Origin of the sequence: Solilutibacter silvestris (genome assembly GCF_050574925.1) — a bacterium.
GTDB lineage: Bacteria > Pseudomonadota > Gammaproteobacteria > Xanthomonadales > Xanthomonadaceae > Solilutibacter > Solilutibacter silvestris_A.
Genome location: NZ_JBCMOO010000002.1, coordinates 131,504 through 146,619 on the forward strand (window position 1 = coordinate 131,504; position 15,116 = coordinate 146,619).

At 66.5% G+C, this 15,116-nt stretch carries 12 protein-coding genes and 1 tRNA gene; 10 read left to right on the forward strand and 3 right to left on the reverse strand.

What is annotated here, in order from left to right; genetic code table 11:
* The first annotated feature begins 45 nt into the window (after positions 1 to 45).
* The 8 genes from thiD (at position 46) to ABE093_RS01135 (ending at position 7,402) form a co-directional block, all read left to right on the forward strand.
* On the forward strand, positions 46 to 873 hold the full coding sequence (gene thiD / locus ABE093_RS01100; protein WP_430759019.1) for a bifunctional hydroxymethylpyrimidine kinase/phosphomethylpyrimidine kinase: 828 nt from the start codon (positions 46 to 48) through the stop codon (positions 871 to 873).
* 62 nt (positions 874 to 935) lie between these two features.
* Positions 936 to 1,012, forward strand: a tRNA-Arg gene (locus ABE093_RS01105).
* Between the two features lie 17 nt (positions 1,013 to 1,029).
* Positions 1,030 to 2,568, forward strand: coding sequence for an L-piperidine-6-carboxylate dehydrogenase (gene amaB, locus ABE093_RS01110; protein WP_430759020.1), 1,539 nt, complete (start codon positions 1,030 to 1,032; stop codon positions 2,566 to 2,568).
* Positions 2,569 to 2,601: 33 nt separating this feature from the next.
* Positions 2,602 to 3,666, forward strand: coding sequence for a quinone-dependent dihydroorotate dehydrogenase (locus ABE093_RS01115; protein WP_430759021.1), 1,065 nt, complete (start codon positions 2,602 to 2,604; stop codon positions 3,664 to 3,666).
* Positions 3,663 to 4,688, forward strand: a complete 1,026-nt coding sequence (gene murB, locus ABE093_RS01120; protein WP_430760051.1) for a UDP-N-acetylmuramate dehydrogenase — start codon at positions 3,663 to 3,665, stop codon at positions 4,686 to 4,688. Before ABE093_RS01115 ends, murB begins: the two co-directional genes overlap by 4 nt.
* Before the next feature lie 67 nt (positions 4,689 to 4,755).
* Complete coding sequence (locus tag ABE093_RS01125; RefSeq protein WP_430760052.1) at positions 4,756 to 5,655, forward strand: DMT family transporter; 900 nt, start codon at positions 4,756 to 4,758, stop codon at positions 5,653 to 5,655.
* A 91-nt stretch (positions 5,656 to 5,746) separates the two neighbouring features.
* Positions 5,747 to 6,814 carry a DUF5694 domain-containing protein gene (locus ABE093_RS01130; protein ID WP_430759022.1) on the forward strand — a complete coding sequence of 356 codons (1,068 nt, stop codon included), beginning with the start codon at positions 5,747 to 5,749 and terminating at the stop codon, positions 6,812 to 6,814.
* Between the two features lie 24 nt (positions 6,815 to 6,838).
* Positions 6,839 to 7,402 carry a hypothetical protein gene (locus ABE093_RS01135; protein WP_430759023.1) on the forward strand — a complete coding sequence of 188 codons (564 nt, stop codon included), beginning with the start codon at positions 6,839 to 6,841 and terminating at the stop codon, positions 7,400 to 7,402.
* Here ABE093_RS01135 and ABE093_RS01140 read toward each other — a convergent pair.
* Together ABE093_RS01140 and ispG are read right to left on the reverse strand one after the other, a co-directional pair.
* Positions 7,384 to 8,091 (reverse strand): phosphatase PAP2 family protein, encoded by a 708-nt coding sequence (locus ABE093_RS01140; RefSeq protein WP_430759024.1) that lies wholly within the window; start codon positions 8,089 to 8,091, stop codon positions 7,384 to 7,386. The two genes, ABE093_RS01135 and ABE093_RS01140, sit on opposite strands and share 19 nt — an antisense overlap.
* Complete coding sequence (gene ispG / locus ABE093_RS01145) at positions 8,057 to 9,313, reverse strand: flavodoxin-dependent (E)-4-hydroxy-3-methylbut-2-enyl-diphosphate synthase (protein WP_430759025.1); 1,257 nt, start codon at positions 9,311 to 9,313, stop codon at positions 8,057 to 8,059. The genes ABE093_RS01140 and ispG overlap by 35 nt, the downstream gene beginning before the upstream one ends.
* A gap of 48 nt (positions 9,314 to 9,361) precedes the next feature.
* On the opposite strand from ispG, the gene xseA reads away from it, so the two are divergent.
* Positions 9,362 to 10,717: an exodeoxyribonuclease VII large subunit gene (gene xseA, locus ABE093_RS01150; protein WP_430759026.1), complete on the forward strand. Its 1,356-nt coding sequence runs from the start codon at positions 9,362 to 9,364 to the stop codon at positions 10,715 to 10,717.
* Positions 10,718 to 10,719: 2 nt separating this feature from the next.
* The gene (locus ABE093_RS01155) at positions 10,720 to 12,147 is read left to right on the forward strand and encodes an aldehyde dehydrogenase family protein (RefSeq protein WP_430759027.1); all 1,428 of its coding nucleotides are present in this window, start codon (positions 10,720 to 10,722) and stop codon (positions 12,145 to 12,147) included.
* A gap of 1 nt (position 12,148) precedes the next feature.
* Here the strand turns inward: ABE093_RS01155 and ABE093_RS01160 are convergent, their stop codons facing one another.
* Positions 12,149 to 15,031, reverse strand: a complete 2,883-nt coding sequence (locus tag ABE093_RS01160; RefSeq protein ID WP_430759028.1) for a sensor domain-containing phosphodiesterase — start codon at positions 15,029 to 15,031, stop codon at positions 12,149 to 12,151.
* Positions 15,032 to 15,116 lie beyond the last annotated feature (85 nt).

The window sequence follows — 15,116 nt, forward strand, 5'->3', positions numbered from 1 at the left end:
CGATCGCATTGCCTTGGTGGACGCCAACCCTGCACACTGGCCTGCATGAATTCTTCCGTTGCACAGCCACGCCGCGCCTCCGTCCTCACCATCGCCGGCAGCGATTCCGGCGGCGGCGCTGGCATCCAGGCCGACCTCAAGACCTTCGCGGCGCACGGCGTGCATGGCCTGTCGGCGATCGCCGCGCTCACCGCGCAGAACACGCAAGGCGTCAGCGCGGTCCATGTGCCGCCGGTCGAATTCCTGCGCGCGCAACTCGACGCCTGTTTCGACGACTTCGACGTGCGCGCGGTGAAGATCGGCATGCTCGCCAATCGCGAGGTCATCGACACCGTGGTCGACGTGCTTGCGCGACGACGGGATGCAAGCCGCGACCTCGCCATCGTCCTTGATCCGGTGATGATCGCGACCTCCGGCGCGAAGCTGCTCGAGGACGGCGCGATCACCGCCCTACGCACGCGACTGATGCGGTTGGCGACGGTGGTGACGCCGAATGTCCCGGAAGCGGAAGCGCTGGGCTCGGGAACCATCCACGATCGCGACGATCTCGAACCCGCGGCATCCAGGCTGGTGGCGTCGGGCGCACATGCGGTCTTCCTCAAGGGCGGCCACGTCCCCGGCGATCCGGTGCGCGATCTTTACCTCGGGCCGGACGGCACGACATCGATCGAACACCCGCGCATCGACGTCGAGGGCCACGGCACCGGCTGCACGCTGTCCTCGGCGATCGCCGCCAACCTGGCCCTGGGTCTGTCGCCGCGCGCAGCCTGCCTCGCCGCATCCGACTACGTCCATCGCGCATTGCTGGCCGGTTCGGTACCCGGACTCGGCGGATTGACGGTATTGGGCCATTGGCAGGCGCGAAACGCCTGAAACCCTGGGCGAATCGCCGCAATGCGGCATCGCGACCGGTTCTCTGCGAAAATTGTCGTCTTGGCCCCGTAGCTCAGCTGGATAGAGCGTCCCCCTCCTAAGGGGAAGGTCGTGCGTTCGAATCGCGCCGGGGCCGCCATTTCAATCGGAGATCCCATGTCCCTGCACCCCGTCCTGTCCGCGCTCGGCCTGAGCGAGAACGAATCCGGCACCTATCTCGGCAATGGCGAATGGTCGAAGACCAGCGACGCCGGCGTGCTGGAACCGGTGAATCCGACCACCGGCGACGTGCTGGGCAAGGTCCATGCCTCCTCGCAGTCCGACTACGACACCATCGTCGAACGCGCGCAGGCGGCATTCAAGGTGTGGCGCAAGACGCCGGCGCCGCGCCGCGGCGAAGCGATCCGCCTGTGCGCCGATGCACTGCGCACCCACAAGGACGCGCTGGGTTCGCTGGTCGCGCTGGAAATGGGCAAGTCGAAGCCGGAAGGCGATGGCGAAGTGCAGGAAATGATCGACATCGGCGAATTCGCCGTCGGCCTGTCGCGCCAGCTGTACGGCCTGACCATGCACAGCGAACGCCCCGGCCACCGCATGTACGAGCAGTGGCATCCGATCGGCCTGGTCGGCATCATCTCGGCCTTCAACTTCCCGGTCGCGGTATGGGCATGGAACAGCTTCGTCGCCGCGGTGTGCGGCGACATCTCGATCTGGAAGCCGTCGCCGAAGACACCGCTGTCGGCAATCGCATCGATGAAGATCTGCAATGAGGCGCTGAAGGCCGGCGGATTCCCCGACCTGTTCTTCCTGTTCAACGACGCCGGCACCGAACTCGCGCAGTCCTTCGTCGACGACAAGCGCGTCGCCCTGGTCAGCTTCACCGGCAGCACCAAGGTTGGCCGCAACGTCGGCGAGCGCGTCGCCACCCGCATGGGCCGCAGCCTGCTTGAACTCGGCGGCAACAACGCGATCATCGTCGACGAGACCGCCGAGCTGAAGTTGGCGATCCCCGCGATCGTGTTCGGCGCGGTCGGCACCGCCGGCCAGCGCTGCACCACCACGCGTCGCCTGTTCGTCCACGAATCGATCTACGACGACGTGCTCGCCAAGCTCAAGACCGCCTATGCGCAGGTCGAGAAGAAGATCGGCGATCCCACCGATCCGGCGAACCTGATGGGCCCGCTCAACAGCCAGGACGGTGTCAAGGCCTACCTCGCCGCGATCGAGAAGGCCAAGGCCAGCGGCGGCACCATCGAAAGCGGCGGCAAGGCACTGGATGACCGCAAGGGCAACTTCGTGCTGCCGGCGATCGTCACCGGCCTCAAGAACGATGCCGAAGTCGTGCAGATGGAAACCTTCGCGCCCATCCTCTACGTGATGAAGTATCGCGACATCGACGACGCCATCGAGATGCAGAACGACGTGCCGCAGGGTCTGTCGTCGTCGATCTTCACCACCAATTTGAAGCGCGCGGAAGCCTTCCTCGCGGCCTCGGGTTCCGACTGCGGCATCGCCAACGTCAACATCGGCACCAGCGGCGCGGAAATCGGCGGCGCCTTCGGTGGCGAGAAGGAAACCGGCGGCGGTCGCGAATCCGGTTCGGATGCGTGGAAGGCCTACATGCGTCGCCAGACGAATACGATCAACTATTCCGACGCGTTGCCGCTGGCCCAGGGCATCAAGTTCGACCTCTGATCGAATTGGCAAAGTAAAAGGAATTACTGACCGATGTACGCCCTCGCCCGCCCGCTGCTGATGTCGATGGATGCCGAACGCGCGCACGATCGTGCGTTGCGTTGGCTCGACCGCGTGCACGCGACCGGGTTGCAGGGTTTGCTGGTGCGTCCGCCAGCGCCGTTGCCGACGTCGGCCCTGGGCCTGCGTTTTCCCAATCCGGTCGGATTGGCCGCAGGCCTGGACAAGAACGGCGCGCACGTCGACGCGCTGTTCGGGCTCGGCTTCGGCTTCATCGAAGTCGGGACGGTCACGCCGCGGCCGCAGGCCGGCAATCCGGCGCCGCGCCTGTTCCGCGTCGCCGAGCACGACGCCATCATCAACCGCATGGGTTTCAACAACGACGGCATCGACGCGCTGGTGCGCAACGTCGAGCGTTCGAAACACATCCATGGCGGCGCGCAGCGCGGCATCCTCGGCATCAACATCGGCAAGAACCGCGACACCGCCAATGCCGATGCACTGAGCGACTACCTGATCTGCCTCGAGCGCGCCTACCCACTGGCGGACTACATCACCGTCAACATTTCCTCGCCGAATACCGCGGGCCTGCGCGAATTGCAGGAAGAACAATCGCTGCGTCGGCTGGTTTCTGGACTGCGCGATGCCCAGGAACGGCTGGCCGGCCAGCAGCGCCGGCGCGTGCCGCTGCTGGTGAAGATTTCGCCGGACCTCAGCGACGAGGACATCGATGCGATCGCACGCGTCTTCAACGATCTCGATGTCGACGGCGTGATCGCCACCAACACCACGGTTTCGCGCAGCGAAATCCAGCCGAGCCCGCTGGCGGCCGAAGCCGGCGGCCTCTCCGGCGCCCCGCTGCTGGAACGCTCAACCGCGACCCTGCGCCGCCTGCGCGCGCGACTCTCGGACCACATCCCGATGATCGGCGTCGGCGGCATTTCCAGCGGTACCGATGCCATCGCCAAGACCGCGGCCGGCGCGCAACTGGTGCAGCTCTACACCGGGCTGATCTACCGGGGGCCGCGCCTGATCCGTGAATGCGTCGACGCGATCCACCGGCGCACCCAGCAAGCCTCGACGCCTGCGCTGAAATGAGCGACGGCCTGCAGGTCACCCGCGCGCAATCGCTGCGCACGCGCAACACCTTCGGAATCGACGTCGCCACGCCGCTCGCATTGCGCGTCCGCGATTCCAAGCAACTGCCGGACGCACTGGCGATGGCGCCGGATGCGCTGGTGCTCGGTGGCGGCAGCAACCTGTTGCTGGTCGCGGCTCCCGATGCCGTGCTTGAACTCGCCAACGACGACATCGCGGTGAGCGCGGAAAACGACGACCACGTCGACGTGCGTTGCGGCGCCGGCGCGGTCTGGCACGACTTCGTGATGGCCACGTTGCAGCGCGGCTGGTCCGGTCTGGAGAACCTGTCGCTGATTCCCGGCACGGTCGGCGCTTCGCCGATCCAGAACATCGGCGCCTACGGCGTCGAAGTGATGGAACGGATCATCGCCGTCGACGCCTGGGATCGCCACGATGCGCGCTGGCTGCGCTTCGCCGCCGCCGATTGCGCCTTCACCTATCGCGACAGTCGCTTCAAGCACGAACCCGATCGCTACGTGGTGACCTCTGTGGAATTCCGCCTCGATCGCCAACCGCGGTTGCGACTCGACTACGCCGGCATCCGCGAGGAACTGGCGACGATGGGGATCGCCGAACCGACCGCGGACGATGTCGCCTCGGCGGTGATCCGCATCCGTCGCCGCAAGTTACCCGACCCTGCCGTGATCGGCAATGCCGGCAGCTTCTTCAAGAATCCGATCGTGGCGAGCGACTTCGCCGATGCACTACGCAGCGAGCACTCCGATCTCCCGGTCTTTCCCGCCGGTTCACCCGACCGCCGCAAATTGTCCGCGGCGTGGCTGATCGATCGTTGCGGCTGGAAGGGCCATCGCGACGGTGACGCCGGGGTCTCCGCCGGGCACGCGCTGGTGCTGGTCAACCACGGCAACGCCAGCGGCGCGCAACTGCTCGATCTCGCGCGACGCATCGCCGCATCGGTGCAGGAACGCTTCGGCGTCGCGATCGAACCGGAACCCCGCATCATCGGCGCGAGCTGGTGAGCACGAACGAGTGAACGCCGCCACGCCAGCGCAGCAACGCCCGCCCCTGCTGCGCGCTGCGCTGTACATGCTGCTCAGCACCGTCGGCTTCGGCCTGATGGCGGTGACGATCCGGCTCGCCTCGAAGACCGAATCGACGCTGGAAATCGCCTTCTTCCGCAACTTCTTCGGGTTGATCGCGTTGTTGCCGCTGCTGCTCGGTCCCGCATTGCGGACGCCCAATCCGCGCGCGGCATTCCGCAAGACCGTGCACACCACCCGACTGTCGCGCTACGGCGTGCGCGCACTGATCGGCATGATCGGGATGTTCCTCGGCTTCTGGTCGATCGCCAACCTGCCGTTGTCGCAGGCGATCGCGCTGGCGTATTCCTCGCCCATCTTCGTCACGATTGCCGCCGTGCTGATGCTGGGCGAAGTCGTGCGCATACGTCGCTGGCTCGCCGTCGCCATCGGTTTCATCGGCATGCTGGTGATCGTGCGTCCGTTCTCGCACACGTTCACCCTCGGATCGCTGGTCGCGGTGGCCGCAGCCATCACCAGCGCGATCGTCGCCATCCAGATCAAGGAGCTTTCCACCACGGACGGCCCGGACACCATCGTGTTCTGGACCTACATGCTGTGGGTGCCGATGTCGCTGGTCGCCGCGCTGTTCCAGTGGCACTGGCCGCAGGGCATCACCTGGTTGTGGCTGGCGCTGACCGGCGCGCTCGGCACCGTCGGCCAGGTGATGTGGACGCGTGCGCTCAAGCTCGGCGAAGTCTCGGCACTGACGCCGATCAGCTTCGTGCAACTGGTGGTGGTGACGATCGCGGGCTGGCTGTTGTTCGACGAACACGTCGACCGCTGGACGCTGCTCGGCGCCGGCATCATCTTCGCCTCGACCGCCTACATCGCCCATCGCGAGGCGCAGCTCGCGCGGCAGCACCGCAGCATCGCCGCCAGCGAGGCCGCCGAAGCCGGGCGTTGACGCGCCGCCCTCGCGCGGATGACCAATGGCACGGGGGCGTCGCGCGGTTCTGGCTTAAGGTCGTCGGGTCCCGATACGGAAATCGTTCTGCATGCGTCTTTTCCCCCTTGCCATCGCCGTCGCGTTGGCCTGCGCCGGCGCGCTCGCCAACGCGCAACAAGTCGACATCTCGAAACTCGACGCCGGCATGCCCGCGCCGCGCACCCAGGTACTGGTGCTGGGTTCCGCGCATCTCTCGGGCATGCCCAAGGATTTCAAGGCGGAATCGCTGCAGCCGGTACTGGATCGCCTGGCGGCGTATCGCCCCGACATCATCACCATCGAATCGTTGCCCGGCGAACAATGCGACCTGATCGCCCGTCATCCCGCGATCTACAGCCCGAAGGATATCGGCCCCTATTGCCGCAGCACGGCAGCGGCGAAGGCCGCGACCGGACTCGACGTGCCCGCCGCGATCGCCGAACAGAAGACCCTTTTGAAGAACTGGCCGCAGAACCCGACCGCCGCACAGCGTCGTCATCTCGCCAGCGTCTTCCTCGCCGCCGGCGACGATCCCTCCGCCGTGGTGCAGTGGCTGCAATTGCCGAAAGCGGAACGTCGCGCCGGTGACGGCATCGATGCCGAACTCGCGAAGAAGCTCGACACGCTGACCACGCGCAACAATGAAAACTACCTGGTTGCCGCCGCGCTGGCGGCAAGACTCGGGTTGCAGCGCCTGTATTCGACCGACGACCACACCGGCGACAACATCGAGATCGATGACGAGGCTGCTTACGAAAAGGCGATCACCGCAGCCTGGGGCACCGCGTCGAAAGAAGCCCTGCAGGCGCGCGAACGACAAGACGCGCTGGCGAAAAGCGGCGACATGCTCGCGCTCTATCGCTTCGTCAACCAGCCCGGTTACCAGCATCTGGCGATCGATGCCGATTTCGGCGGCGCGCTGCGCGATCCCTCCCCGCAGCATTTCGGCCGCCTCTACGTGGCCGGCTGGGAAACCCGCAACCTGCGCATGGTCGCCAACATCCGTGCCGCGTTCGCCTACCACCCGGGTGCGCGCGTGCTGTCGGTCGTCGGCAGTTCCCACAAGCCGTGGTTCGACACTTTCCTCGGCCAGATGCAAGGCGTCGACATCGTCGACGCCGAAACCGTCCTGAAGTAATCACGTCCCTTCAAGGAGTTCGCCATGCGCCGTCTGCTGCCTGCCCTGCTCGCCCTGTCCATCGCCACGCCACTCGCGGCGCAGACGACGCCTCCGGCGATGACCACCGACACCCCGCTCAACACCAGCATGCCGGCGGCGGCGCCCGCCGACGTCGCCAGCATGGACTCGATCATGGCCGCGCTCTACGACGTGATTTCCGGGCCGCCGGGCAAGGCGCGCGACTGGAACCGCATGCGTTCGCTGTTCGTGCCCGAAGCGCGCATGATCCCGACGCGCAAGACCAAGGAAGGCGCGGTGCGCATGCGCTGGATGACGGTGAACGATTACGTCGCGACTTCCGGCGCGCTGATCGAACGCGACGGCTTCCACGAGCGTGAACTGGCGCGCAAGACCGACCGTTTCGGCAACATGGCGCAGGTGTTCAGCACCTACGATGGCCGCACCGACAAGGGCGACTACCACGAACGCGGCATCAACAGCCTGCAATTGCTGTTTGACGGCAAACGCTGGTGGATCGTATCGATCATGTGGGTCGGCGAAACGCCGGACACGCCGCTGCCGGCGGATTACCTGCCGAAGCGTTGAGCGGCCCGGAGGCCGAACATCGTCACGTAGACGCCGACCACCCAGGCCAGCGCCGCGGCCCATCCGGCGAGGACATCGCTGGGATAGTGCACGCCAAGGTAGGGGCGCGACGCCCCGATCGCGAGCACGAACAACGCCGAAACCGCGGCGACCGGCCAACGCCAGCGCGTGCGCCACGCCAGCAAGACCAGAACCGTGGCCAGCGTCATCGACCCCATGGCGTGGCCGCTGGGAAAGCTGAAGGTGGTTTCCGGCGCCAGCGATTCCCATAGCGATGGCCGCGCGCGTCCGTAGTAATGCTTGGCGGCAATATTGATCAGCGCCGACCCGATGAATGCCGTTGTCGCGAACACCGCATCACGCCGGCGCTGGCGAAACCACAACGCCGCAACCAGGATGATGTCGAACGGAATGACGCCGTACTGGTAGCCGAGCCGCGAAAACAGCAGCGCCAGTTGATCGAACATCGGCGTGTGATGTACATGCAGCCATTCGAGGATCGGGCGGTCGAAGCCGAAATCGCGGCCTTCGCCGACATCTTCCGCCAACTCGCCAAAGCCCCACAGCGGCAGCAGGACCGCGATGAACAGCAACGCGATCCGTCGGCCGTTGCGACGCAGGAACGCCAACGCGCCTGCGTCGCTTTGCGTGGGATCAGTCGGCGTGGACGGCATAGCGCCGCGCGACATAGGCGTCGATGATGCCGATGAATTCCTGGGCGATGCCCTCGCCGCGCAAGGTCACGGTCTTCTGCCCGTCCTCGAACACCGGCGCGGCCGGCGCTTCGCCGGTGCCCGGAAGCGAGATGCCGATATTGGCGTGACGCGACTCGCCGGGACCGTTGACGATGCAGCCCATCACCGCCAGCGTCATGTTCTCGGCGCCGGGATATTTGACCTTCCATTCCGGCATGCGTGCACGCACATGCTCCTGCACCACCCCGGCGAGCTCCTGGAAGAACTCGGACGTGGTGCGACCACACCCAGGGCAGGCCGTGACCATCGGCGTGAACGCGCGCAGGCCCATCGTCTGCAACAACTCCTGGGCGACGATCACTTCCTGGGTGCGGGAGGCGCCGGGCTCGGGGGTGAGCGAAATGCGGATGGTGTCGCCGATGCCTTCCTGCAGCAGTACCGACAGGGCGGCGCTCGAGGCGACGATGCCCTTGCTGCCGATCCCGGCTTCGGTGAGGCCGAGATGGAGGGCGAAATCGCTGCGACGCGCCATCTCGCGATAGACCGCGATCAGTTCCTGCACGCCACTGACCTTCGCCGACAGGATGATGCGTTCGGCAGGCAAGCCCAATTCCACCGCGCGATGGGCCGAATCCAGCGCGGAACGGATCAAGGCCTCGCGCAACACGCGCCCGGCATCCCAGGGTTCGGCGCGGGCGTGGTTTTCATCCATCAGCTGCGCGGCCAGCGCCTGGTCGAGCGACCCCCAGTTGGCGCCGATGCGCACCGGCTTGTCGTACCGGATCGCGAATTCGATCAACTGCGCGAACTGCGTGTCCTTCTTCTTGCCGAAGCCGACGTTGCCGGGATTGATGCGATATTTCCCCAACGCCTCGGCACAGGCCGGTTCGTTGGTCAGCAGCGTGTGGCCGTTGTAGTGGAAGTCGCCGATGATCGGGACGTCGATGCCCATCATCGCCAGCTTCTCGACGATGCGCGGCACGGCGGCGGCGGCTTCGGCGGTATTGACGGTGACGCGCACCAGTTCCGATCCCGCCCGCCACAACTCGGCGACCTGTTTCGTCGTCGATGCGACATCGGCAGTATCGGTATTGGTCATCGACTGCACGACGACGGGCGCACCGCCACCGACCTCCACCTTGCCGACCATGACCGGCTTGGTGTGGTGGCGTGAATGGGGTCCGAAGTGGTCGGCGGGATCGGCGTGTGCGGTCATGACGGCGATTTTACCTGTCCGTGGCGGGCGACCGTTATCCTGACGTGGATGGATGACCGCCGCGATGATGTCCTCACACCCAGCCAGCTCAACACGCTGGCGCGCAACCTGCTGGAAGACACATTCCCGGTGGTGAACGTCGAGGGCGAGCTCGGCAACGTCTCGCGCCCCGCCTCCGGCCATCTCTATTTCACCCTGAAGGATGCCCGCGCCCAGATCCGTTGCGCGCTGTTCCGGCCCAAGAGCCAATGGCTGCGCTTCCAGCCGCGCGAAGGCCTGATGGTGCTGGCGCGCGGCCGCCTCACCCTGTACGAGGCGCGCGGCGACTACCAGCTGATCCTCGATTCGCTGGAAGAAGCCGGCGAAGGCGCGCTGCGCCGTGCCTTCGAGGAATTGCGCCAGAAGCTGCAAGCCGAAGGATTGTTCGACCAGTCGCACAAGCGCCCGCTGCCACGCTTCGTGCGTCGGCTCGGCGTGATCACCTCGCCAGGCGGTGCCGCCGTCCACGACGTGCTGAGCGTGCTCGGCCGGCGTTTCCCCTTGTTGCCGGTGGAGATCCTGCCGGTACCGGTGCAAGGCACCGGCGCGGCCGCGCAGATCGCCGACACGGTGAAGCGCGCCGGCGAAAGCGGACGCTACGACGCCTTGCTCGTGACCCGTGGCGGCGGTTCGCTGGAAGACCTCTGGGCCTTCAACGAGGAAGTGCTGGCGCGCGCGATCGCCGCGAGTGCGGTACCGGTGGTCTCGGCGGTCGGTCACGAGAGCGATGTCAGCCTCGCCGATTTCGCCGCCGATGTCCGCGCCGCCACGCCTTCGGCCGCGGCGGAACTGCTGAGCCTGGATCGTGGCGACCTGCAGCGACGATTGGCGTCGCTGGAACGTCGCCTGCGCGAACGCCAGCAACAACGCTTGCGCGATCTCGCACAACGGCTCGATCGCGCCTGGCTGAAGCTCGATGCGCAAAAACCGGCGGCACGCCTGCACGCGCTGGCATTGCGCCAGCTGCAACTCGGACAGCGATTGAACGCGGCCTGGCAGCGTTCTAGCGAACGCGATCGCGCGCGGTTGCGCCACGCCCAGGCGGTGCTGCGCGCGCGTCATCCGCAACTGCGCCTGCAGCACCTGCGCGAACGCCTCGCTGCAATCGGCCAGCGCCCGCGACTGGCGGTCGCCCGCCAGTTGCAACAGGAAACCCTGCGCCTGCGCTCTGCGGTGCGCGCCCTGCACGCGGTCAGTCCCCTGGCCACCGTGGCCCGTGGCTACGCCATCCTCAGCGATGGGAACGGTGTTCCCGTGCAATCGATCGCGCAAGTGTCGCCAGGAGATCGCATCCGCGCCCGCCTGCACGACGGCGAGCTCGCACTGCAGGTCGACGCCATCCTTCCCCCAGCCACGGAGTCCTGACCATGCTGCGGAAGTCGTATCCCTACTACCTCGCCAATCGCCCGGTCGCCGCCAATACCGACCTTGAGGTCCTGGACAAATATTCCGGCAAGCGCGCCACCCGCATCGCCTTCGCCGACGCCGCGACGGTGCGCAAGGGCATCGCCTCCGCGCACAAGGCGCGCGAGGCGATGGCTGCGTTCCCGCCGGATGCGCGCCGCGACGTGCTGGAACATTGCGTGCGCCGCTTCCAGGAACGCCAGGAAGAGCTGGCGCTTGCCCTGTGCATCGAAGCGGGCAAGCCGATCCACGACGCCCGCGGCGAAGTGCTGCGCCTGATCGATACCTTCCGGATCGCTGCCGGCGAAGCCACGCGCGGCGACGGCGAAGTGATCGAGCTCGACGTGTCCGAACGCGCGCGCGGCTATCGCGGCATGGTCAAGCGGGTGCCGATCGGCGCCTGCGCCTTCATCACGCCCTTCAATTTCCCGCTGAACCTCGTTGCGCACAAGGTTGCCCCGGCGATCGCCGCGGGCTGCCCGTTCGTGCTGAAACCGGCGCCGAAGACTCCAATCGGCGCGCTGATCATCGGCGAAGTCCTGGCCGAAACTAACCTGCCGAAAGGCGCGTTCTCGATCCTGCCCTGCTCCAACGATGATGCCGGCCTGCTGGTCGAGGATCCGCGCATCGCCCTGCTGTCGTTCACCGGCGGCCTGATCGGTTGGGACCTGAAGGCGCGTGCCGGCCGCAAGAAAGTGGTGCTGGAACTCGGCGGCAATGCCGCCTGCATCGTCGACGCCGATCCCGGCATCGATCTCGATGCGGTGGTGCAACGCCTGGTCTTCGGCGCCTATTACCAGAGCGGCCAGAGTTGCATCAGCGTGCAGCGCATCTTCGTCCACAAGGACATCGCCAAGCCGCTGCGCAAGAAGCTCACGGAAGCGGTGAAGGGCTTGAAGATGGGCGATCCGCGCGACGAACGCACCTTCATCGGCCCGGTGGTCGATGACGGCGCCGCCGACCGCATCGAATCCTGGATCGACGACGCGGTGAAGCGTGGCGCCAAGCGACTCGCCGGCGGCAAGCGCAACGGCCGGATGATCGCGGCGACCCTGCTCGAAGACGTGCCCCACGGCTGCGACCTCTACAAGCGCGAAGCCTTCGGTCCGGTGGCGATGCTCGAAACCTTCGGCGATTTCGACGACGCCCTCGACCGCGCCAACGCCAGCGATTTCGGGCTGCAGGCCGGCGTGTTCACCGCCCGCCTCGACCACGCCATGTGCGCCTGGGATCGTCTCGAAGTCGGCGGCGTGATCGTCGGCGACGTGCCGAGCATCCGCGTCGACAACATGCCCTATGGCGGCGTCAAGGCGTCGGGACTGGGACGCGAGGGCGTGCGTTACGCCATTGAGGACATGACCGAGCGCAGGCTGCTCGTCATCAAGTCCTGAGTCACCCGTTCTTCGCGCCGAGCGCGGTCAGCGCCTGCGGCCGGCCGAACAGGAAGCCCTGTCCGTACTGGCAGCCTTCCTCGCGCAGGCATTCGCGCTGCTGGCGGGTTTCCACGCCTTCGGCGATGCAGTCGATGCCGAGGCCATCGGCCAGCGACACGATCGCGCGCACCAGCGCCTCGCTTTCGCCGCGACTGGAATCCTGCAGGCCGGCGACGAAGCTGCGATCGATCTTCAGGGCATGGAAGGGAAAACTGCGCAGGTACGAGAGCGCGGAGAATCCGGTGCCGAAATCGTCGAGCATCGCCAGCACGCCGCGCGACTTCAGCTGGTTGAGCTGCTCCAGGGTGCGGCCGCTGTCTTCGAGCAACGAGGCTTCGGTGACTTCGATGCGCAGGCGCGCCGGATCGGCGCCGGCGGCGTCGAGCGTCGACAGCAGGCGCGCGGCGAATTCCGGCGAACGGAAATGCAGCGGGGACACGTTGATCGACACGTAGCCCTTGGTGCGCGATCCCGCCATCCACTCCGCGACCTTGCGATAGACCAGCCAGTCGATCTCGCGGACCAACCCGCTGTCCTCGCCGACGCCGATGAAGGCGCTCGGGGCGAGCAAGCCCTGTGTTTCATGGCGCCAGCGCACCAGCGCCTCGTGGCCGACGACGCGACCGTTGCCGAGATGCACGATCGGTTGCAGGTGGACGTCGAACGCATCGGCATTGATCGAACGCCGGAGGTCGGCCTCGAGATCGAGCAGGCGCAGCGATTCCGCGCGCATCGCCTCGTCGAACACCATCGCCTGCGAGCGGCCGTTGGCCTTGGCGCGATACATCGCGGCGTCGGCGTCGCGCAGGATTTCCTCGCCCGACTCGTAGCCGGGACGCCACATCGCGATGCCAACGCTGGTGGATGGGAACAGTTCGCGATCGTGGACGAAGATCGGCGTCTCGAACGCCTTGATGATGCGTTCGGCCAGCGCGACGACCTCGTCGACGCCAGATACCAATTCGGCGAGCACCGCGAATTCATCGCCCCCCAGGCGCGCCACCAGGTCGTGCGGACCGAGCTGGCCGCGGATGCGCTTGGCCACCTGCACCAGCATCTCGTCGCCGGCGGCGTGGCCCATGCTGTCGTTGATCAGCTTGAACTGGTCGAGGTCGAGATAGAGCACCGCGAATCCCGGCATGTCGACCGAGCCGCGCGAGGTCAGCATGTTGAGCTGCAGGCGTTCGAGCAACTGCTGGCGATTCGGCAATCCGGTCAGGCCGTCGTGGCTCGCCTGGTACTGCAGCCGTTGTTCGACGCGGATGCGTTCGCCGATTTCCGCCAGCAACGTGCGATTGGTTTCGGCCAGTTCGCGGGTGCGATCGCGGACGTGGCCTTCCAGTTCCTGCAACAGGCCGCGTCGCTCCAGCGCCACCGAGACATGCTGCGCCGCGAACGACAGCAACTCCATGTCCTGGGCACCGAAGCGGACGTCGTCGCGATAGCTCTGGATCGCCATCACCCCCACCGGGATCCCGTTGCGCAGCAGCGGCACGCCCAGCCACGACACCGCCATCTGCCCGCGCACGTCGATCAGGCCATCGCGCTGCAATCGCAGCAGGGTCGCTTCATCCAGGAGCAGTGGCCGGCCGTTGTTGACGACGTAATCGGCGACGCCGCGACCTCGCGAAACGCGCGCCGGGATATCGTCGAGTTCGTCGGCGACGTAGACGAAGTCGAGGAAGCCGGGATCCTCGCTCACCAAGGCGATGAAGAAGTTGCGGCTGTCGATCAGTTCATCGAGCACGGCGTGCACGCCGCTGTAGAAATTCCAGCCGTCGCCCTGGCTCGACGACATTTCGCTGATGCGGAACAGCGCCGCCTGCAGGCGTTCGGCGCGCTTGCGCTCCTGGATTTCCAGTTCCAGCATCGCATTGGCGTCGCGCAATTCGCGCGTGCGCTGCGCCACCTGGTCTTCAAGCCCGACCTTGGCGTCGCGGCGATCGAGCACGATCCCGATATGCTGCGCGACGTAGGCCAGCACCTCTGCGGACTCACGCGTGTAGCGGTTGGGGCGGTCGTAGCTCTGCACCACCACCGCGCCGCGCACCTCGCCATCGCTCACCATCGGCACGCCCAACCACGACAGGCTGGCCGGGCCGATGCCCTCGTCCTCGGCGATGCCAAATTGCGCCGCCAGCGCGCTCGACGGCCCCATCATCGGCTCGCCCTTCTGCATCATCCGCACGGTCAGGCTGTTTTTCAGGCTGGAGAGCGGCAACGCGCCCTCGTGCACCGGCCAGTGGTCGACCTGGTCGACGAAATACGGAATGCGGATTTCGTCGTTGCTGCGATCCCACAGCATGATCAGGATGTTCTGGGCGTAGATCAGTCCCGCCACTTCGTCGTGGATGCGCTCGAGCGTGGTGCGCAGGTCGAGTCCTGATTGCGACAACTCCGAGATGCGGCACAGCGCGCGCTGGATGCGATGCGCCTCCGACAGCACCTGGACGCGGGAATCGGCGAGCAGTCGCGTCAGCGTCGCATGGATCGCCGAATGGATCACGTCCATCCATTCCGATCCCGGCGCTTCCACCCGCCCCCGCGGATGCGCCAGCAAGACGTAGGGCACGCTGTCGTCCAGCCGGGCCTGCAGGCAATGGCCATCGTTGTCCTTGCCGGACAACGCATCCACCGCGGCACCGCGCGCCAATGCCTCGCGCGGACCGAACGCTTCGACATCGCTGCTGCCCTGGGCATCGCGCCAGGCCAGCGCCAGGGTCACGTCTTGGGGGACCAGCGCATGCAGGGATTCCAGCAGGCCGCGGACCGCCGAGTGCGAACGCAGGCCGGCCCACTGCGTGGGCAGGACCGAAGCCTCTGGGAGGATGGCGGCGTTCATGATGGGGATAGAGTACCCCGGCATTGCCCGTTCACCAGTGCAACCCCGTTTCCCGTGCCCGGCCGTTTGTAACGGCATGGAGGCC

Excerpts from the sequence above, each read along its gene's own strand:
- ABE093_RS01125 (WP_430760052.1), top strand. The coding sequence starts at position 4,756 with ATGCTGCTCAGCACCGTCGGCTTCGGCCTGATGGCGGTGACGATCCGG.
- ABE093_RS01140 (WP_430759024.1), bottom strand. The coding sequence starts at position 8,091 with ATGTCGCGCGGCGCTATGCCGTCCACGCCGACTGATCCCACGCAAAGC.
- ABE093_RS01130 (WP_430759022.1), top strand. The coding sequence starts at position 5,747 with ATGCGTCTTTTCCCCCTTGCCATCGCCGTCGCGTTGGCCTGCGCCGGC.
- xseA (WP_430759026.1), top strand. The coding sequence starts at position 9,362 with ATGGATGACCGCCGCGATGATGTCCTCACACCCAGCCAGCTCAACACG.
- thiD (WP_430759019.1), top strand. The coding sequence starts at position 46 with ATGAATTCTTCCGTTGCACAGCCACGCCGCGCCTCCGTCCTCACCATC.
- ispG (WP_430759025.1), bottom strand. The coding sequence starts at position 9,313 with ATGACCGCACACGCCGATCCCGCCGACCACTTCGGACCCCATTCACGC.
- ABE093_RS01160 (WP_430759028.1), bottom strand. The coding sequence starts at position 15,031 with ATGAACGCCGCCATCCTCCCAGAGGCTTCGGTCCTGCCCACGCAGTGG.
- amaB (WP_430759020.1), top strand. The coding sequence starts at position 1,030 with ATGTCCCTGCACCCCGTCCTGTCCGCGCTCGGCCTGAGCGAGAACGAA.
- ABE093_RS01135 (WP_430759023.1), top strand. The coding sequence starts at position 6,839 with ATGCGCCGTCTGCTGCCTGCCCTGCTCGCCCTGTCCATCGCCACGCCA.
- murB (WP_430760051.1), top strand. The coding sequence starts at position 3,663 with ATGAGCGACGGCCTGCAGGTCACCCGCGCGCAATCGCTGCGCACGCGC.
- ABE093_RS01115 (WP_430759021.1), top strand. The coding sequence starts at position 2,602 with ATGTACGCCCTCGCCCGCCCGCTGCTGATGTCGATGGATGCCGAACGC.
- ABE093_RS01155 (WP_430759027.1), top strand. The coding sequence starts at position 10,720 with ATGCTGCGGAAGTCGTATCCCTACTACCTCGCCAATCGCCCGGTCGCC.